The sequence below is a fragment of the Dorea sp. AM58-8 genome, from assembly GCF_003464045.1.
Taxonomy (GTDB): domain Bacteria; phylum Bacillota; class Clostridia; order Lachnospirales; family Lachnospiraceae; genus Claveliimonas; species Claveliimonas ammoniilytica.
The window spans coordinates 38,868-57,998 of record NZ_QSDM01000004.1 but is presented as its reverse complement, the minus strand read 5'-3'; the positions used below and the strand labels follow the sequence as shown (position 1 = coordinate 57,998).

The 19,131-nt window shown below is 44.8% G+C and carries 18 protein-coding genes; 1 reads left to right on the top strand and 17 read right to left on the bottom strand.

The window, feature by feature from the left end; genetic code table 11:
• Positions 1 to 29: 29 nt before the first annotated feature.
• The 4 genes from DXA18_RS04610 to murC form a co-directional block, all read right to left on the bottom strand.
• Positions 30 to 1,220, bottom strand: coding sequence for a ribose-phosphate pyrophosphokinase (locus tag DXA18_RS04610; protein WP_118382888.1), 1,191 nt, complete (start codon positions 1,218 to 1,220; stop codon positions 30 to 32).
• A 19-nt stretch (positions 1,221 to 1,239) separates the two neighbouring features.
• Positions 1,240 to 2,229 (bottom strand): ATP-binding protein, encoded by a 990-nt coding sequence (locus DXA18_RS04605; protein ID WP_118382887.1) that lies wholly within the window; start codon positions 2,227 to 2,229, stop codon positions 1,240 to 1,242.
• 45 nt (positions 2,230 to 2,274) lie between these two features.
• Positions 2,275 to 3,321, bottom strand: a complete 1,047-nt coding sequence (locus DXA18_RS04600; protein WP_118382886.1) for a DnaD domain protein — start codon at positions 3,319 to 3,321, stop codon at positions 2,275 to 2,277.
• Positions 3,322 to 3,447: 126 nt separating this feature from the next.
• On the bottom strand, positions 3,448 to 4,827 hold the full coding sequence (gene murC / locus DXA18_RS04595) for a UDP-N-acetylmuramate--L-alanine ligase (RefSeq protein WP_118382885.1): 1,380 nt from the start codon (positions 4,825 to 4,827) through the stop codon (positions 3,448 to 3,450).
• Positions 4,828 to 5,139: 312 nt separating this feature from the next.
• On the opposite strand from murC, the gene spoVG reads away from it, so the two are divergent.
• Entirely contained in the window at positions 5,140 to 5,418 is a 279-nt protein-coding gene (gene spoVG / locus DXA18_RS04590; RefSeq protein ID WP_118382884.1) for a septation regulator SpoVG, read from the top strand.
• A 102-nt stretch (positions 5,419 to 5,520) separates the two neighbouring features.
• On the opposite strand, the gene DXA18_RS04585 is transcribed toward spoVG, so the two are convergent.
• The 13 genes from DXA18_RS04585 to DXA18_RS04525 all read right to left on the bottom strand — a co-directional run bounded on the left by DXA18_RS04585 (position 5,521) and on the right by DXA18_RS04525 (position 19,116).
• Positions 5,521 to 7,047 (bottom strand): ATP-binding protein, encoded by a 1,527-nt coding sequence (locus tag DXA18_RS04585; RefSeq protein WP_118382883.1) that lies wholly within the window; start codon positions 7,045 to 7,047, stop codon positions 5,521 to 5,523.
• Positions 7,044 to 8,105 carry a metallophosphoesterase family protein gene (locus DXA18_RS04580; protein ID WP_118382882.1) on the bottom strand — a complete coding sequence of 354 codons (1,062 nt, stop codon included), beginning with the start codon at positions 8,103 to 8,105 and terminating at the stop codon, positions 7,044 to 7,046. The genes DXA18_RS04585 and DXA18_RS04580 overlap by 4 nt, the downstream gene beginning before the upstream one ends.
• A complete protein-coding gene (locus DXA18_RS04575) occupies positions 8,023 to 9,249 on the bottom strand; it encodes a sensor histidine kinase (protein WP_118382881.1) in 1,227 nt (408 codons plus the stop codon). The genes DXA18_RS04580 and DXA18_RS04575 overlap by 83 nt, the downstream gene beginning before the upstream one ends.
• A complete protein-coding gene (vanR, locus tag DXA18_RS04570; RefSeq protein WP_118382880.1) occupies positions 9,239 to 9,928 on the bottom strand; it encodes a VanR-ABDEGLN family response regulator transcription factor in 690 nt (229 codons plus the stop codon). Before vanR ends, DXA18_RS04575 begins: the two co-directional genes overlap by 11 nt.
• A 43-nt stretch (positions 9,929 to 9,971) precedes the next feature.
• A complete protein-coding gene (asnS, locus tag DXA18_RS04565) occupies positions 9,972 to 11,363 on the bottom strand; it encodes an asparagine--tRNA ligase (protein WP_118382879.1) in 1,392 nt (463 codons plus the stop codon).
• 86 nt (positions 11,364 to 11,449) lie between these two features.
• Positions 11,450 to 12,784 (bottom strand): ATP-binding protein, encoded by a 1,335-nt coding sequence (locus DXA18_RS04560; protein WP_118382878.1) that lies wholly within the window; start codon positions 12,782 to 12,784, stop codon positions 11,450 to 11,452.
• Between the two features lie 134 nt (positions 12,785 to 12,918).
• Entirely contained in the window at positions 12,919 to 13,974 is a 1,056-nt protein-coding gene (locus DXA18_RS04555) for a sulfate/molybdate ABC transporter ATP-binding protein (protein WP_118382877.1), read from the bottom strand.
• Positions 13,971 to 14,447 (bottom strand): cyclic pyranopterin monophosphate synthase MoaC, encoded by a 477-nt coding sequence (moaC, locus tag DXA18_RS04550; RefSeq protein ID WP_118382876.1) that lies wholly within the window; start codon positions 14,445 to 14,447, stop codon positions 13,971 to 13,973. Before moaC ends, DXA18_RS04555 begins: the two co-directional genes overlap by 4 nt.
• A 15-nt stretch (positions 14,448 to 14,462) precedes the next feature.
• Entirely contained in the window at positions 14,463 to 15,167 is a 705-nt protein-coding gene (gene modB / locus DXA18_RS04545; RefSeq protein WP_118382875.1) for a molybdate ABC transporter permease subunit, read from the bottom strand.
• 56 nt (positions 15,168 to 15,223) lie between these two features.
• Entirely contained in the window at positions 15,224 to 16,129 is a 906-nt protein-coding gene (modA, locus tag DXA18_RS04540; protein WP_118382874.1) for a molybdate ABC transporter substrate-binding protein, read from the bottom strand.
• Positions 16,130 to 16,157: 28 nt separating this feature from the next.
• Positions 16,158 to 17,090 carry an MOSC domain-containing protein gene (locus DXA18_RS04535; RefSeq protein ID WP_118382873.1) on the bottom strand — a complete coding sequence of 311 codons (933 nt, stop codon included), beginning with the start codon at positions 17,088 to 17,090 and terminating at the stop codon, positions 16,158 to 16,160.
• A 3-nt stretch (positions 17,091 to 17,093) separates the two neighbouring features.
• Complete coding sequence (gene moaA, locus DXA18_RS04530; protein WP_118382872.1) at positions 17,094 to 18,059, bottom strand: GTP 3',8-cyclase MoaA; 966 nt, start codon at positions 18,057 to 18,059, stop codon at positions 17,094 to 17,096.
• Positions 18,060 to 18,084: 25 nt separating this feature from the next.
• Entirely contained in the window at positions 18,085 to 19,116 is a 1,032-nt protein-coding gene (locus tag DXA18_RS04525) for an XdhC family protein (RefSeq protein WP_118382871.1), read from the bottom strand.
• Between the last annotated feature and the right edge of the window lie 15 nt (positions 19,117 to 19,131).

Sequence of the window (19,131 nt, the reverse complement as noted above, 5' to 3'; positions counted from 1 at the left end):
ATATTTTCACTTTATTAACCTGCTTTTATTTATGGAAGCACTTCCTCACCATTGTTATACATGTTTACTACATGCTGGATACGATCTGCCGGATCCAGAATGCTTCCGATAGAGCTGTCATGGTTCAGTGTATCGATCAGAAGCGCAAGATACTTGCTCATATCACAGTTAATGTAGTACGGCTTAGAAAGAAGCTCCGGTGTCTGATAGATCAGGTTCGTTGTCAGCACACCATTCAGAATGCCTTCTTCATATGCTTCATCAAATTTGTCCAGTCCGCTTGTGAACAGACCGAATGTAGCTGCTGCATAGATTCTCTTAGCCTTGCGCTGCTTTAACTGTTTTGCCACATCCAGGATGCTGTCTCCTGATGAAATCATATCATCCAGAATTATCACATCCTTGCCTTCTACAGAAGATCCCAGGAACTCGTGTGCAATAATCGGATTACGTCCATTTACTACACGACTGCAGTCTCTTCTCTTATAGAACATACCCATATCCAGGTTCAGCACATTTGCAAGGTATACGGCTCTCTCTGTAGCTCCCTCGTCCGGGCTGATTGACATCATATGCTGACTGTCAATCTTCAGATCTTTAACTGTTCCCAGAAGTCCTTTTACAAACTGATAAGTCGGACGTACCGTCTCGAATCCGCTGAGTGGGATTGCATTCTGTACACGCGGATCGTGCGCATCGAATGTAATGATATTGTCTACGCCCATGCGTACCAGCTCCTGCAGTGCCAGTGCACAGTCCAGAGACTCTCTTCCGCCTCTCTTGTGCTGACGGCTCTCGTACAGGAATGGCATAATGACATTGATACGTCTTGCCTTACCACCAATGGCAGCAATAATTCTCTTCAGGTTCTGATAATGGTCATCCGGTGACATGTGGTTCACGTGACCACTCATAGAATAAGTGCAACTGTAATTACATACATCTACCAGAATATAGATGTCTTTGCCTCGTACAGACTCATTGATAATACCCTTCGCTTCTCCGGAACCGAATCTAGGCACCTTTGCGCTGAGCAGATATGAGTCCTTCTCATATCCGGAAAATGCGATATTATCCTTATACTCAGATCCATCCTCATGACGCCATTTGGCAAGGTATTCATCCACCCTGTTTCCCATCTCCTGACATCCGTCAAGTGCGATAATTCCCAAAGCTCCTACCGGGATATTGTCCAAGTTACGTTCGTTACGGCGCATCATCTGTAAGTACCTCCTAAAATTATTTTCTGCCCATAAGTTTCTTTTGAATTCGTATATCGTCTCCGGTAATCCGAAGAACAGTGTATGCACTGGTAATACGGGAAAACACCCTTTCCGAGTACATATTATTAAGATCATCCAGTGAAAGATTCGTGGATATCATCGTAGACTTGCCACGCAGTAATCTTTCATTCAAACAGACAAACATCTGCGAAATGGTAAATCCATTTGCAAATTCTGTCCCTAGATCATCTATGAGCAGCAGATCACAGTCATATATATGTTCATAATCCCGCGCTGCATCCTCATCCTTTTCAAACTGCTTCTTTGCAAAGATATCAAATAACTGGCTTGCTGTAAAGTATATTACGGAAAATGTCTGATCTAAAAGCTCCTTTGCCACACAGTGCGTCAAAAATGTCTTGCCCACACCAGTGTCTCCGTAAAGCAATAGATTGCCTCCATCCTTTGCAAAGTTCTGCGTAAATTCCTGACATGCCCTGACCGCCGTCTGGATCGCTTCTCTGGAAGATCTGCCTGTCAGCGGGTCGATATGGCTGTCCGAATAGTAGTCCATAGAAAATGTATTGAAATTCTCTTTTTGTAATATTTCCTGCAGATTGGACTGTGTATACATGTAATCTATAATTGCCTTTTTAAAACAATGGCACTTTTCTTTTCCTATATAACCGGTGTCCTTGCAATCCGGACAGGTATAGGATAATTCAAGATAATCGGCGCGATATCCAGCCTGGGTCAACAGCAGTTTCTTTTCTTCAAAAAGAAGATGGAGATCTTCTTTTAATGCAGTAAGCGCACTCTCATCTCCATCCAGCATCCGGCGTGCCTGTCGAACACTAAGCTCCGAAATAGACTGATCCAGCTCACGAAGTCTCGGGATCCGATCATATACCTCTTCATAGCGTCCCCGCAGTCGGTTCTCATTATCCAATTGTCTCTTTTCATATATACGCATGAAATGATCATACTGCGAATTGGTAAGTGCCACTGCTCTCTCCTTGTCAATGTAAGAATTAATATATGAATCAATATGCTACCGGGTCTCGATCAGCTTTCTGGTAAGCTCATCCATATCCTGATACTTGCGTCCTTCAAAATTATTAAACTTGCTCTTCGCGGTGCGGTTTGATGTTCTCGGTACTGCTGTCTTCTTGGCTTCTTTTTCTTTCATATGTACCAGATCCAGTGCCTTCACATCAGCAATGTCTCTGACTCCCTTATCCATCCAGCTCTTCAGGATCGATTCCGTATAATCAAAACTCGGCTGATGGATCGTATTCATAGTACGATTACATGCTTCCACGATCAGTTCCGGCGAAAATCCATACTCATCATTCCATCTGGAAATATATGCCATCTCAGGCTCTGCCGGTGCCCGGCCTTTGATGCCGTATGCATTCAACACCGCATAGCTGTTCTTATTATACTTACCGGATGCATCCTTAGCTTCCTTTACAGTCGTTACATGCTGGTCATTCCAGGACAGTGCAACTTTCTTAATATAATGTATGCTCTTATGCCCATTCTCTACGCAATATTCGATCAGATACTCGATCAGATCCGCTGACATTCCAAGTACATCGTAAAAATACACCAGTTCTTCTACTTCTGTCTTGGTCAGTGTCTTACCCAGATACAACTCTGTCACATGCGTAATCTCGCGGAATTCCTTGCGGTTCTTCTCACTCGGTGTCTGTGCAGACTTAGGTTCCGGTGTCGCCGGACTCTCTGGCTTCTTCACCATAGAAATCACTGTCTGCGCTGCCTTCTTCGCCGGTGTCGCAGCCGCTTCTCTCTCCTGCGCCTGCGGTGCAGACTGAGCTCCGCTCTTGGCAACATCAAGCAGACCTTTCTTCGTCCAGTAATCCAGTGCACGATTGACATCCTTCTCTGTACAGTCCAGAATATCGGCAATTTCCGACACACCAAGGTTCACAGATGGATCGCACTTATAGCGCAATAATAAAAGGTATACCTTTACATACTCGCCATTCGCTTCTGCCATGTATTTATCTATAAATTCATTCTCAACCAGGGTTGCATAACCCTGTACGCAATTTGTCAAAGTTAATTTCGTCATCTCGATCTTCCTCGTCTCTCATCTCATAGCATACACATTATAGCATCGAGGAATAAACCGAAAAAGTTTTTTTTCACGCAAAATCTGTCTTTTTTGTTGATAAATTCATGTGGATAATGTGGATAACTAGTCCTGAAGGAGCTTTTCTCCTATATTTACAACATCTCCGGCTCCCATAGTTATCAACACATCCCCCTTCTGACATCTTTCCAGAACGAATTCTTCGATCTTCTCAAAAGACGGCAGATAATATGCGTCACAGCCTTTTTTCTTCAATGCTTCTGCGATCTGTTCTGAGGATACCCCCAGTGTATCCGTCTCTCTTGCAGCATAGATATCTGCCAGAATCACATGGTCTGTTGTAGAAAGTGCATCAACAAACTCATCAAATAATGCCTTGGTTCTGGTGTAGGTATGTGGCTGGAAAATACACCACACTTCTTTATGCGGATAATTCTCTGCTGCTGTCAGTGTTGCCCGGATCTCGGTCGGATGATGTGCATAATCATCTATGATCGTGAATCCATTTTTTGTACCTTTATATTCAAATCTACGATTCGTTCCACGGAACTCCTTCAGACCTTTCTGCATAGACACAAATGGAATACCCAGAATATCTGCTGCCGCAATGGCTGACAATGCATTCAGCACATTGTGCTCACCTGTCACAGAAAGTGCCATGCGTCCCATCTTCTGTCCGTCATGCATCACATTGAAGGAAGAATCTCCCACTTCGTCATGTGCAATGTCTGCTGCGCTGTAATCTGCGGACGGATCCGTGCCAAAGGTTACCACCTTACATGCCAGACCATCTGTAATCTCTTCCACATTCGGAATCTGCTGATTGATTACCAGCACACCATCTTCCGGAAGTAATTCAGCAAACTTGCGGAACGAATTACGGATATCCTGAAGGTCCTTAAAAAAGTCCAGATGATCCGCATCAATATTCAAAATGATCGCAAGCTTCGGAAACAGATGCAGGAAACTGTTGGTATACTCACACGCCTCCGCCACAAAGAGTTCCGAATCTCCAACACGGATATTACCGCCAATTGCCTTCAGGATACCTCCTACCGATAATGTCGGATCCTGATCATCTGCCAACAGAATCTGTGACAGCATAGATGTCGTAGTTGTCTTACCATGGGTACCTGATACTGCGATCGGCATATCATAATTACGCATCAACTGACCCAAAAGTTCTGCACGACTGAGCATTGGAAGTTTCTGTCTCTTTGCCTCCATAAATTCTTCATTATCTTCATGGATTGCAGCTGTATATACTACTACATCAATTCCGTCTATAATATTGGACGCTTTCTGTCCATAAAACACTTTTGCTCCCATCTGTTCAAGATGGTCTGTCAGAGCTGACTCTTTGGCATCAGATCCCGATACTGCAAATCCCTCTTTTAACAATACCTCTGCAAGTCCGCTCATGCTTATTCCGCCAATGCCAATAAAATGCACATGGATTGGCTCTCCAAAATTAATCTTATACATTAATCAAAGCCTCCTAGCCTATTCTATCTATCTTATTATAAACATATATTTAAAAAAATCCAAGCTGTAAACGTCATAAAACATCATGTTTCTCTTTGCAAAAATAAACTGCACTTACTCTTGTAAATTTTAAACAATTTTCTTTGCTATTTTATATTTTTTTTGTAATATTTGTTCACACGCAGAGCAATCTATGCTATACTTGACATATATCATTATTAACAGTCATTGATGTGCTGTAACAATAGTGGGATAAAAAGAATAGAGGAATGCCGGCTAGAACTATTGCCGGAGAAAGGAGCTGAATACGCCATGCAGATTACAGATGTACGTGTGCGCAAAGTTGCAAAGGAGGGAAAGCTCAAAGCTGTGGTATCTATTACTATGGATGAAGAGTTCGTAGTACATGATATCAAAGTGATTGAGGGGGAAAAGGGGCTTTTCATTGCAATGCCTAGCAAGAAGACAGCAGACGGTGAATATCGGGATGTTGCGCATCCAATCAACTCTGGCACAAGAGAGCGGATTCAGAGCATAATTCTCAGAAAATACGAAGAAGCTATGCAGGAAGATTCCCAGGAGACAGCATAGGTTTTGACATCAGAGAGAGGTACAATACTCGGGGTCAGCCAACCAAAGAAAGAGAGTCACTACTTCATGAACATCGTTTCAAGAAGTGATGACTCCCTTTCTTTATAGTCTTATATCTGTATAAGCAATATTCATTTTTTTCAACAGTTCTCCTTCTCTGTGATGACAGGTAAATAAAAGCACCTGTCTTCCCGATTCTGCAAGCCACGCCATTGCCCGTTCCAGTCTGGTATCATCATAATATGCAAAGGTATCGTCCAGAATAATCGGATAATCTTCCGCATACAGAAGATCTGCTACTGCCATCCGCAACGCAAAATAAATCTGTTCCAACGTTCCCTGGCTGAGCTGTTCTACCGCGATCTGCTGATTCTCATGCCATACATGCATGTGCAGAGAATCATTAATCACCAGACGGCTGTATCTTCCATCCGTCAGCTTCTCCATGACCGCAGATGCTTTACGGTTCAGCACCTGTTCCATCTGCTTCTGCATTTCCAAAGTCAGCATGTCAAGACGACTGATTGCCAGCATAAGTGCTTCTCTCTTACGGTCCACTTCCCTGTAATCCATACTCATATGATCCAGTTCCCGGAGACTTTCCTGAAGATTCTCATATTCAATCTGCTTTTCCTTACGCATATTGGTCAGTTGTTCTTTCTTCCACCGAAGCTTCTCTGTCGATATCAGCTCTTCCCCGACATCCAGTTCTTCTGCCACTTCTTCTGTCTTCGCTTTCCGCTTGCCGACCTTCATCCTGTTCCAGATATAGATGATTCCAAGCACGATAACTACAGTCGTGACCAACGAATTCCACGGACCAGGCAACACACACAAAAGCAGGATACAGGCACCTATAATTGCCACAATTTCCAGTGGATGCACTCTCCACCTGGATGTCGGCACTTCTTCTGCCGGTTCTTCTTCCACTTCATCCACGTCCCGGTACTGTAATTCCAGTTCTACTTCCTTTAACTCGCTGTCCATATAATGAATGTCTCTCCATATATGTGCCGCTTCCTGTTCTAACGCCTCCCTCTTACGCTCTTTGCGCTGCAACATCTCCCTTGCTTCCCTGTCAGCTTCCTTCTTCTTCTCAAATAATTCTGCTCGCGCTGCTGACACATCAATATCACTGTCTCCGGTCATATAATAACCAGTCGCATAATTCTTAAGTTCCGCAGCCAGTGCCTGGTTCGTCGCTGCATGGAGCTGCCCGATACACAGTGTGTTCTCATAAGACGACGCTGTCAGTCCATCCAACACCATCTCCAGGTCTCCATCCTCGGGAGATAATTCTTCGCCATCCGTTTCACAATATAACTTAACGCTCTTGGAATATTTATCAAAATTTCTTTGCAAACAAAAATCTTTCTCATTGCTTTGAAACTTCAGTTCCCCCGAATAATAATTACCGTATTCCCAGGGTTCATATCTGGAAAATGTATCCTTCGCCGACGCCCGTCCGCGTCCGCGCTCCAGTCCAAACAACATTGCCTTAATAAAAGTATGCATTGTAGTCTTGCCGGATTCATTCTCCCCACAGATTACATTGATCCCATCCTGAAGCTGAATGCTCTTATCATGAAATTTGCCGAAATTCTTCAGTTTCAGTTCCCTAAGCTTCATGTCTGTTCTCTCCTTGTATCAAGCAGCGCCTGCACTCCCTCGCATAAAGCTGCGTATTCCGTGCTGTCGGCTTCTGCGCCTTCAAAGCTTGCAATATAGCGCCCCAACAGATTCTCCTGATTGCGTCCCAGAAGTTTCTCATAGTCATATGCCGGTCTGGTATGATCCATGATCTCCAGCACATTTCCAAAAGTATCCATCTGACTCAGATCAAATGCCACATCCGGATCACGCCTGCCTTCCAGGCTCAGACAATACATATTCTGTACACCCCTCTGACCAATCAGTTCGTCAATCCTGGTATGCAGATCATAGCCAGTCATCTTTTCATCCACCGGTACATCCAGATGTACATATTCGCGTTCCGCATGTTCCACGAAAGAAATGCGGCATCCACTCGGATCCAGAATTCCCCGCACAAATCCATGCGCGCCGATATCATTGCGATCGATCGGCTCCAACGCGCCAGCATATGCCATACGGTTTGGAATCAGCACTTCTGGCTTGTGGATATGTCCCAACGCCACATAGTCGAATCCAATCTCATCTACAACCGTTTTGCGGAATGGCAAATGAGATGCATCCCCGCCATGTGCCAGCAGAATATGATATCTGCAGATATCCTTTAACTCTATCTGCTCATATAACGACTCCTGATTCTCTTTTTCATAATAGCTGCATCCATACACAGCCAGATTCATGGTCGGTAACTGAATACACGACACTTCATCCGATAAGATCATGTGCACATTCTGATTCCACGTATAATTACGGTAATAGGACTGCTTTTTAATATAGTCATGATTGCCCGCCACAAGCACCACCTGTGTATGCGGAATGCTTCCAAACATGGCATCCACTTCCTTCAGTTCCCGAAGCAGCGGCTGTCTGTGAAAAAGATCTCCTGCAATCAGCAGCAGATCTGTCTCCTCTCTGCGGCACACCTCGATCACTTTGCGAAAGCTGTCCCAGATCTCATTTTTTCTTTTTTCGCTGTACTTTTTTCCTGCGTCCGGACTTGCGCCTAGATGCACGTCCGCTATGTGTATGAACCTCATCGCTGTCTCCTTCTTCCTGCTTGCTCTTCGATGGCAGCGTTACTACAAATTGCGTCTTATTATCATCACTCTTGGCTATGATACGACCTCCGTGAAGCTCTACGATCTCACGGGCAATGGCAAGTCCCAGTCCCGCACCGCCCGTTTCAGTAGAGCGGGAATCATCCAGGCGATAGAATTTTTCAAAAATCGTCTGCAGCTTGGCGCCGGGAATCTTCTTACCCTCATTCTGAAATATAATCTCTACATCGCCACGCTTTCTATGCGCATCAATGCGGATCGTCGTGTTCTCATAACAGTATGCCACAGCATTCCTGAGAATATTGTCAAATACACGAGCCAGCTTGTCAGGATCTCCCTCCACTTCCAGATCATCCTCTGCTTCCACCTCACAAGTCAGATGCTTCTTCTGAAGCACTCCATATAACTCGTCGGCAATCTGCTCCAGCATCATAGACAGATTCAGATCTACCGGCTCCAGTTCAAATTCCTGCAAACTGAACTTGGTAATATCAAAAAACTCGTTGATCAGATCACCCAGACGAATCGCTTTTTCCAGAGAAATGTGTGTGTACTTGGCACGTTCCTCTACCGACATATCCGGATGGCTGTCAAGCATGGTCAGATACGCCACCACCGATGTCAGCGGCGTCTTCAGATCATGCGCCAGAAAGAGCACCATATCATTCTTACGCTTTTCGCTCTCCACTGCTTCCAGCTCCTGCCGTTTCAGCGTTGCCTTGATCTCATTCAGACGGATCTCGATCGGCTTCAGCTCTGTGATCAGATGAATCGGCTCAGACGATTCCGACAGAATATTCTCTATGCCATCTCCTACCTGATCCAGATATCTCGTCATCTGCGTCAGTGCAATGTAGAAAAACAGCGCAAAAAGCAGAAGGAATCCCATGATCAAAAAGAAGATCTTGTTATTCCCAATCAGTCTCCAATATAAATGAATGGCGGTCTGTTCTTCCATATGAAAGGTTTCCATGAACTTGACAAACCCCTTTGCAAAGGAGTCGTTGTAAATTCCGTCCACCACATAATTAAGAAGAAAGCCGCCAACCAATACAGTCAGTGCCGTGATCAGCACCGTCTCCAGCAGAATACTGAACTTTAACTTACGATAATTATTCTTCAACTTTGTATCCTACTCCCCATACGGTCTTAATGAAATCCGAGTTACCGGTCGGCGCACTCAGCTTCTCACGGAGATGCCGGATATGCACCATTACCGTATTATTACTGTTCTTATAGTACTTTTCATTCCATACTTTTTCAAATAATTCTTCCGAACTGATCACCTTGCCCCGGTTCTCACAGAGCAGCCACAGAATATCAAATTCAATCGGTGTCAGTGTCAGCGGTACCTCATTGTAAATACACTCGTGCGAGGTACGGTTCAAGGACAGACCACCCACATCGAGCACATCCCCGGCATCCTTACCCACTTCATTGTACTGCGTATACCGGCGGAGCTGCGCCTTGACTCTCGCAGCCAGCTCCAATGGGTTAAATGGCTTCGGCATATAATCATCCGCTCCCAACGTAAGTCCCGTGATCTTATCCATATATTCGGTCTTCGCCGTCAGCATGATAACCGGAAATGTATACTTCTCACGGATCTTCTTCAGAATCTGGAAGCCATCAATATCCGGAAGCATCACATCCAGAATCGCCAGATCAATCTTCTTATCCCGGATGCAGTCCAATGCGTCCTGTCCCGTATAAAACTTAAATACCGAATACTGATCATTCTGAAGATACAGTTCGATAACATCTGCTATTTCTCTTTCGTCATCTACTACTAATATATTCATACTATCCCTCCTGTCAGTCTGCGGCATCATCATCTGTAATTGCTTATAACTCGCAATTGTTTACTGTTCTTGGGAATGGGATTACGTCACGGATATTGCTCATACCGGTCAGGTACATGATGCATCTTTCAAATCCCAGTCCGAATCCGGCATGGCGGGTAGAACCGTATTTACGAAGATCCATGTAGAACTGATAATCCTCTGTCTTCATACCCAATTCTTCCATACGCGCTGCCAGCTTCTCGTAATCGTCTTCTCTCTGGCTTCCTCCGATGATCTCACCGATGCCAGGTACCAGACAGTCTACTGCTGCCACAGTCTTATTGTCATCATTCATCTTCATATAGAATGCTTTGATATCCTTCGGATAATCTGTTACGAATACCGGACGCTTAAATACCTGCTCTGTCAGATAACGCTCATGCTCTGTCTGCAGGTCAACGCCCCAGGATACCTTGTAATCGAATTTGTCATTGTGCTTCTCCAGCATCTCAACAGCTTCTGTATAAGTCACTCTTGCGAAGTCAGAAGATACCACATTCTCCAGACGGTCGATCAGTCCCTTGTCTACAAATGAATTAAAGAACTTCATCTCTTCCGGTGCATTCTCCATTACGTAAGTAATGACATATTTCAGCATAGCTTCTGCTAATTCCATATCGTCTTCCAGATCTGCAAATGCGATCTCCGGCTCAATCATCCAGAACTCTGCTGCATGACGTGTCGTGTTAGAATTCTCTGCACGGAATGTCGGTCCAAATGTATAAATGTTGCGGAATGCCTGTGCATAAGTCTCTCCATTCAGCTGGCCACTTACGGTAAGGCTTGTCTGCTTGCCAAAGAAATCCTGTGCGTAATCTACTTTGCCGTCATCCGTCTTAGGCACATTATCCATATCCAGTGTAGTTACCTGGAACATCTCACCTGCACCCTCACAGTCACTTGCTGTGATCAGTGGTGTGTGAACATATACAAAACCTCTCTCCTGGAAGAATTTGTGAATTGCATATGCTGTCAGTGAACGTACACGGAACACTGCCTGGAATGTATTAGTACGTGGTCTCAGGTGGCTGATGGTACGCAGATACTCAAAGCTGTGACGCTTCTTCTGCAGCGGATAATCCGGTGCGGATGCTCCCTCGATCTGTACTTCTTCTGCCTGGATCTCAAATGGCTGCTTTGCCTGTGGAGTTGCTACCAGTGTACCCTTCACAATGATTGCTGCTCCGACATTCATCTTAGAGATCTCAGCAAAGTTGTCCAGCTTGTCGCTGTACACCACCTGTAACGGCTGAAAATATGTTCCGTCATTTACTACGATAAATCCAAAAGTCTTGGAATCACGGATACTTCTTACCCATCCCCCAATGGTAATCTCCTGATCCAGATACTTCTCCTGGTCTTTATATAATTCTCTGATTGTTAACAAATCCATACCAAATAACTCCTTCTAAAATAGTATCATTATAAATGCTTTCTTATTATAGCACATAACGCAGGGTTTATGAACCGGAATTTCTGTCATTTATGTATTTCCCAATATCCATACTTTTTCCCGCCCACACGCTCTACAAGACCTTCTTCTCGCAATTTCTTCAATGCTCGTTGAATCGTTCTTACAGGAGTATTAAGTTTTTCTGACATTTTTTTCTGAGTAATTCCAGGTTCTTCCGTTAGCGTCTGTATAATTTCATTTTCTAAACCGCCATTTAAACCGCCATGTTGACGGATTAAAACTTTTTTTATTTCTTCTTGAGAAATCGCAGATAATTTCACCATGATATCTTCAGTATGAATAAAATATTCCGGCTGTGCCGTTCCATGATTCCTACAGCTTTCACATATCTTTTGAATTCCTCGTCCCCAGCTTTCTACATAACCTGCTCTGAAAAAGGCGTTTGCAATACTCGGATTATATGGTTTTGACCTATGTCTGTGCATCAATGTTTCCGCAGTCCAGCCTAATGGGAACACACAATCATTACTAATATACATTGCCTCTTCTTCTATTCTAATCTGAATTGGAGTTCCGCTAAACCAACAGGAATGAATCAGTGCATTATAATAAGCTTCTCTTACCGCATCTTTAGGATATGGATATGTTTCTATTCTGGTCATATTATCGTATGTAATCGGTGCCTTTAAATACTTTAAATATATCAGTTCAATCACTCGATCTGCCTGCAAAAACAACGAACCATGTACTTCATCTTGATATTGCAGATCCGAAGCACTTCTAAACTTTCCTATTTTGGTATAACATCCAGGAATCCATTTTTCGGGATTTCTGTGAAACATCATAATTGCTGCTCGCTTCATTCCAATTTCTGTTTGTAAACCCAAACTGTCTATCAACTCCTCATTACTTATCCGTAGGTCTGCTTGTGTCATCCTTTTACTCCGAAGTGCTTCTCTTCTAAAAATGTCAAAACTATCCTTATCTAAATCTTCAACTTCAATTCCGGGAACTGGAACATCTTCCCATCTAACTCCTGTTTTTTCTACCAAGAAATCCGCAAGCGCAATTCCTTTTAACTGCTGTTTAGTACTGCCAGATCTATAATGATATTCCCCTTTATAATTAACAGGAAAATTACTAGGTTTCACTATAATTTCAATATACTCTTTATCATTTGACGACAACAAATTTACATCTGCCACAATTCCAAGCATTGTTTGTATTTTATTAGGAATATCTTCCAGCAATACTTTACTATTTTGCACACCAACAATTGTCCCATCGTCTGCTGTTCCTATGTAGATTTTCCCACCCTGTGCATTTGCAAACCCACATATCCATTTTAAATATTCATCGCGCCACTTCGTTTTCCATTCAACATTTTGATTCTCTTCCATATTTGTCTTCCTTGTTCGTTTACATATTTCTATATTTTTAGTTATAGTATCATATATTTTTATATTTGTCACCGTTTTTAGCAAAAAAAAGACTTCGAAACATATTATTCTCAAAGTCTTCTCTACTTAACACCTTATTTTAATAACAGTAATTTTTCTTCCGGTATCTTAAGCCACCCCGGCATGCCTTTCTTTTCCAGCACATCCCACAGATCTCTCTGTACGAACCAGCAAACATCCTCCTGTTCCTCTGATTCTTTAAGAAAATACTTATGTTCAAACGGCAGATTTGCAACGCTGTCCACTTTTACTTTTATCCATCCTTCCTCCGGCTGCTCTCCGTCAGCAAGCCAGATTGGCTCGAAATCATGCGCACGGATTCCCACATAACGGATATCCTCATCGATCTGCTGTTCCAGCGTAAACCGGATACCCCAGCCCGGCACCTGCAGATGATGTTCGTCTTCTCTGATGGCTTCCGTGATATTCTTACATCCGGTCAGCCTTGCTGCTTCTTTCCATTCCGGGCAATCAAACGTCTCTTCTGTGTTTCCGTGACACACCACTTTCCCCTGATCCATAACGATCAGTTCATCGCTGAAACGGTAGATCTCATCCCGACTATGCGACACCAGAATAACGGTTCCCGGATAGTCCTCCAGCATCTGAATCAGTTCCTGCTGCAGTCTGTCTTTTAGAAATTCATCCAGTGCGGAAAATGGCTCATCCAGCAGGATCACCTCTGGTTCATAAGCCATGATCCTTGCCAGTGCTGCTCTCTGTTGCTGCCCGCCGGAAAGCTCTCCCGGCAGTCGGTCTCCCAGTCCGTCCAGCTGGAACTTGGTGATCATCTTATCTGCGATCTGCTCCTGCTCTGCCTTGCCGCATTTCAGCCCCGCCATAATATTCTTACGCACAGACATGGTCGGGAATAATGCATAATTCTGGAACAGATAGCCGATCTTCCTCTTCTGTGGCTTCACATTGATCTTCTGCTCTCTGTCATACAGCGTGCGTCCTTCCAGCACGATCCGCCCCCGATCCGGTGACTCAATTCCGGCAATGCATCCTAGCGTCATGCTCTTGCCACAGCCGCTTGCCCCCAGGATGCCGATCCGCTTGCTGTCACTCTTCACTTCTATATTCAGATGGAATCTTCCCAGTGTCCTGCTGATATTTATCTCAATCATACTCTCTCCCACAGCCCGCTCTTGCCGCCGGATTTGCGAAGCAGATGGACTTCATTGATTTCCATACCTTTATCTACTGCCTTGCACATATCATAAATGGTAAGCAGTGTTACATTTACACCAGTCAGTGCTTCCATTTCTACGCCCGTCTTACCTGTCGTTTTTGCCGTACATCTGACCTCAATCTCACAGGTCTCATCGTGACAGATAAATTCCACTTCTACTTTACTGAGATTCAGGATATGGCACAGCGGAATCAGCTCTGAGGTCTTCTTGGTTCCCATGATGCCTGCGATCCGCGCCACGCCCAGCACATCCCCCTTCTTCATGTCACCAGCTTTCACCTTTGCATAGCATTCTTCTGACATACGGATACGCCCCGACGCCATCGCTTCTCTTACCGTATCCTGCTTCTCACTGACATCCACCATAATCGCTTCGCCCTGTCCATTAAAATGTGTAAACTCACCCATAACCTGTCCTCTTTCTTACCAACGTTTAATATTTTTCATTTTCCTGCCGGAGATCAGATTCATCAATACAATCACACCAAATGCAATCAGCATGACGATGATGACCCACACCCCCGCCGTCATATAGTCGCCATCCTGCACGACCATGGCTATCCTCTGGGAAATGGTTGCCGTCTTTTTTGGAATATTGCCTGCAAGCATGGACGTTGCTCCATACTCACCCAGCGCTCTTGCAAATGTCAGGATCGTTCCGGATATGATTCCCGGTCCTGCCGTTGGCACCACCACTTTCCAGAAAATGGCCATTTCACTCATACCAAGTGTTCTTCCTGCATAGATCAGATTCACGTCCACCTGCTCAAATGCTGCTCTGGCATTCCGGTACATTAATGGAAATGCGATTACCGTTGCTGCGATAATACATCCAAGCCAGGTCTGTACGACCTTAATGTCAAATGTCTCATACAAAAAGATTCCCACCGGTCTTCTTCTGCTGAATAACAGCAGCAGGAAAAATCCGGCTACCGTAGGCGGCAGCACCATAGGAAGTGTCAGGATTCCGTCTGCCACTGCCTTTACCCATGGTTTTGCCTTGATCACCTTACGTGCCGCATAGATGCCGAGAAAGAAAGAGATGATGGTCGCCACGATACCCGTCTTGATTGATATAAACAGTGGACTCCAGTCCAGGTTATTCAAAATCTCCATAATCTCTTTCATCTCGATCGTCTCCTTACTTTGATAGCAACTTAATAATAACTTTGATCATTCGTTTATTACTCTACATCTGTATCGAATAAATATTTCTCATATACTTCTTTTGCCTTATCTGATGTCAGGAAATGCAGGAAATCCAGTGCTGCTTCACTTTCCAAATCATCGGCTTCGTCATTCTTGATCTGAGCGACCGGATAGATAACATCTCCTGTCAGGTCATAGCCTACTACCTGCAAAATCTCAAGCTTGTCTTCCAGTCCGTATGTGTCTGATTTATATACGGTACCCACTTCGTTAGAGCCTTCTGATACAGCAGCTGTTACCGCACCAACATTGGCGCACTCATTGATCTCGATTCCGCCGAGTGCATCCGATACTTCCCGTGTTGTGATCGTAGATACATCATCAACCTTATCCAGCATACCTGCATTTACCATAGCCTGGCGTGTGTATTTACCAACCGGAACACTTCCATCAGCCAGCGCAAAGCTTTCAGCCTTGTCAATGTCTTCCAGTCCGGTTACCTTCGTGTCGCTTCCTTTGTATGTTACCACACATACCTGATTGTTGACTACATTTGCACGGATTCCGTCTACTACAAGCTCATCTCCTTCGAGCTGATCCATCTGCTTCTGTGCTGCTGAGAAAAACAGGTCACACGCTGCCCCCTGCTCAATCTGCTCCATCAGAGTTCCTGAACTGTCATAGCTTGCTACAACCTCTACATTCGGCTGCTCCTCATTATACATAGCAATCAGCTCATCGACTACGCCGTTCAGACTCTTTGCTGCAAAGATCGTAATCGTGGTGTCTTCAAACTGCTCTCCGTCACTTTCCTTGTCTTCGTCCTTTGCTGTGTCCTCTGTCTTGGCGTCTTCTTTCTTATCATCGGAACTTCCGCCACATCCGACAAGTCCCAATACCATCACGCCTGCTAACATTGCTGCTAATACTCGTTTCTTCATTTTTCAATATCTTTCCGGAGTAGTGCGCCTATCTGGCGCATTCCCCTTCACTCCCTCTTAATATTCCAATACCGTGATCCAGATTCGGTAACAGGAATTCCAATGCTTCCTGCACTGCCTTCGGGCTTCCCGGCAGATTGATGATCAATGTCTTCTTGCGGATCCCCGATACCGCCCGGCTAAACATCGCTCTCGGTGTGATTGTCATGGAATAATTGCGAATCGCATCGGCAATGCCATTTGCCATCCGGTCACAGACCGCAATGGTTGCTTCCGGTGTCACGTCGCGCTCTGCAAATCCTGTTCCACCTGTGGTGAAGATTACATTGATCTGACGCTGGTCTGCAAGACGGATTAGCTGTTTCTCCAGTGCAGTCCGTCCGTCAGGAAGAAGTAATGTCTCCTTTACATCGTAACCTGCCTCTTTAATCATCTCTACAATCTTCGGTCCACTCTTGTCTTCTCTCTCTCCGGCAGCACCTTTATCACTCAGCGTGATCACTGCTGCGGTAAATGGTCTGTCTTTCTTCGGTGGAATCATGGTAATCTCATCTCCAATTTTGATATGTCCAGGCTCTATCACTTCGGTAAATACGCCTTCCCTCGGCATAATGCAGTCACCCATCCGTTTATAGATCTGACAATGACTATGACATTCCTTGCCGATCTGCGTCAATTCCAGCACTGCATCTCCGACCTGGAATCTGGTTCCCACCGAAAGTGCCCGAAGATCATATCCTTCCACGATCAGATTCTCGCCAAATGCACCAAAATCTACCTCTGCACCTTTTGCTCGGAAATCCTCAATCTTCTCAAACGACAGCAGACTCACCTGTCTGTGCCATTTGCCGCCGTGAGCGTCTCCTTCGATTCCCCAATCCTTAACCAGATTAGCCTCTGGTATCTCGTGCTTCTCTGTACCACGTTTTTCGCTGATACAGATGCCTAATATCTTTCCCATCTGTTATCCTCCTATCTGAACCATCTTGTGCTGTTCGGTAATATCCTCTTTCATATCAAAACAATGCTGCTTCGGCTTCATCTCTACGGCTTCCTGCAATTTCTCCCGAATCTCCGAATCCGTTCCATACCTGGCTGCATCTCTCACAGACATTGTATCTCTGTAACAGAGACAAGGCTTCAGCTCTCCTGTCGCCGTCATACGTATCCGGTTACAGTTACTGCAGAATACTCCGTGGATTGCACTGATGAATCCTACACTTCCAATAAATCCCGGAATGTGATAATATACCGCTGGTCCATTGCCATGTACACTGTCATCCTTACAGACACCCGGATACTGCTTCTGAATCTCTCTTAACAGGTCATCATTGGAAATTCCGTCACACTCTCTTCCTTTTCCAATCGGCATCATCTCAATAAACCGCACATCGATAGATTGCTTTTCTGCAATGTTCAGGATATCCTGCCATTCCTCTGCATTTTTATCTTTCTGCAACACTGCATTCACTTTCACTCTGAGTCCGCTGCTTGCCGCTGCATCAATTGACTTCAACACCTCCGGCAACTGATCAAATCCTGTAATCTCCTCGAATCTTCTGCGATCCAGCGTATCCAGACTGATATTCACTGCATCCAGCCCCGCATCCAGAAGTTCATCCAGATACCCGGAAAGCAACACACCGTTCGTCGTCATAGTCACCTGCTCTACTCCCGGAAGTGCTTTGATCTGACGGATCAGTTCTACACATCTGCGTCTCACCAATGGCTCTCCTCCGGTGATCTTGAAACGGGTAATACCAAGTTCCACCGCCTGCCTACAGACCCTCAGGATCTCCTCAAATGTCAGGATCTCGCTCATTGGAAGTAATTCGATGCCGTCCGGCATACAGTATTTACAACGCAGATTGCAACGGTCGGTAATAGATATTCTCATGTAATTAATATCTCGTCCCTGCAAATCCTTCATAATCTTCCTCTTCCCAACGCCATTGTTACTCAATCACTTCCAACAGCACATCTACCATGCCACCACATACCATGCCTTCGTCTTCTGCATCATTACCGGTCAAATCTGCCTGACAGATTCTTGCCTGTGTATCATCACTTCTCAGCAGAAGCAATGCTTTCTGCAGTACCGCTGACTCCATACAGCCACCGCCAATGGTTCCGATACAGTTGCCATCTGCGAGCACCAGCATCTTCACACCGATTCCCTGCGGTGCCGATCCCTTTCTTGTAATAATCGTTGTCATGACCTTTCTGCCCGGATATTTTTCGGTATCCATAATGGCTCTAACCATTTCTTTGGAATAACCAAAGGTACGTTTTTTCTTATTTTTCACTTCAATAATCTCTGCCATAATCGCTACGCCAATCTCTTCCGGTGTCTCAGCGCCGATATCCAGACCGATTGGTGTATAGACTGCATCTAATACCGCCTTATCCGTACCTTGTTCTTCCAGAAGCTTTTTGACCAGTGTTGTTCTTCTCCGACTTCCGATCATACCGATATAGGCATGTTCTTTCTCTGCTATCTTCTCCAGGCACGCCTGATCATACCGGTGTCCACGGGTCACAATTACAAAATATGTATCGGAACTTCCCGGCACTTTGTCAAGTCCCTCTTCAAAAGGTTCACAGATTACATGACTTGCCCCGGCTCTTCTGGCATTGTCTGCAAATTTGGGTCTGTCTTCCAATACGGTTACTTCCCAGCCCATCATTATACCAATTTTGATCACGGGCATTGACACATGACCGCCTCCACAGATGACCAGCTGTTTTTCCTGTCCCAATGTGTCACAGAACACCCGGCTGTCTCCTATTGTAACCACGCCGCTGTCCTGCATCTGACAGACTGCTTCTTCATACTTTGAAAAGAAGCCTTCTTCATTACTCTCCCAAATCAGCTTTCCATCTGATACCAGTGCCTTCTCTCCCAGATATTCTCCATCCAGCGCAGTCAGCACCATATTCACACTGCCTGCCTCGCAATTATCTATTGCTTCAAATAACTCTCTCATTGATCCATTCCTCAA

What these genes read in the sequence shown, in the direction of transcription:
- DXA18_RS04610 (WP_118382888.1), bottom strand. Translation starts at nt 1,220, where the DNA reads ATGATGCGCCGTAACGAACGTAACTTGGACAATATCCCGGTAGGAGCT.
- DXA18_RS04600 (WP_118382886.1), bottom strand. Translation starts at nt 3,321, where the DNA reads ATGACGAAATTAACTTTGACAAATTGCGTACAGGGTTATGCAACCCTG.
- murC (WP_118382885.1), bottom strand. Translation starts at nt 4,827, where the DNA reads ATGTATAAGATTAATTTTGGAGAGCCAATCCATGTGCATTTTATTGGC.
- spoVG (WP_118382884.1), top strand. Translation starts at nt 5,140, where the DNA reads ATGCAGATTACAGATGTACGTGTGCGCAAAGTTGCAAAGGAGGGAAAG.
- DXA18_RS04585 (WP_118382883.1), bottom strand. Translation starts at nt 7,047, where the DNA reads ATGAAGCTTAGGGAACTGAAACTGAAGAATTTCGGCAAATTTCATGAT.
- DXA18_RS04580 (WP_118382882.1), bottom strand. Translation starts at nt 8,105, where the DNA reads ATGAGGTTCATACACATAGCGGACGTGCATCTAGGCGCAAGTCCGGAC.
- vanR (WP_118382880.1), bottom strand. Translation starts at nt 9,928, where the DNA reads ATGAATATATTAGTAGTAGATGACGAAAGAGAAATAGCAGATGTTATC.
- asnS (WP_118382879.1), bottom strand. Translation starts at nt 11,363, where the DNA reads ATGGATTTGTTAACAATCAGAGAATTATATAAAGACCAGGAGAAGTAT.
- DXA18_RS04560 (WP_118382878.1), bottom strand. Translation starts at nt 12,784, where the DNA reads ATGGAAGAGAATCAAAATGTTGAATGGAAAACGAAGTGGCGCGATGAA.
- DXA18_RS04555 (WP_118382877.1), bottom strand. Translation starts at nt 13,974, where the DNA reads ATGATTGAGATAAATATCAGCAGGACACTGGGAAGATTCCATCTGAAT.
- moaC (WP_118382876.1), bottom strand. Translation starts at nt 14,447, where the DNA reads ATGGGTGAGTTTACACATTTTAATGGACAGGGCGAAGCGATTATGGTG.
- modB (WP_118382875.1), bottom strand. Translation starts at nt 15,167, where the DNA reads ATGAAAGAGATTATGGAGATTTTGAATAACCTGGACTGGAGTCCACTG.
- modA (WP_118382874.1), bottom strand. Translation starts at nt 16,129, where the DNA reads ATGAAGAAACGAGTATTAGCAGCAATGTTAGCAGGCGTGATGGTATTG.
- DXA18_RS04535 (WP_118382873.1), bottom strand. Translation starts at nt 17,090, where the DNA reads ATGGGAAAGATATTAGGCATCTGTATCAGCGAAAAACGTGGTACAGAG.
- moaA (WP_118382872.1), bottom strand. Translation starts at nt 18,059, where the DNA reads ATGAAGGATTTGCAGGGACGAGATATTAATTACATGAGAATATCTATT.
- DXA18_RS04525 (WP_118382871.1), bottom strand. Translation starts at nt 19,116, where the DNA reads ATGAGAGAGTTATTTGAAGCAATAGATAATTGCGAGGCAGGCAGTGTG.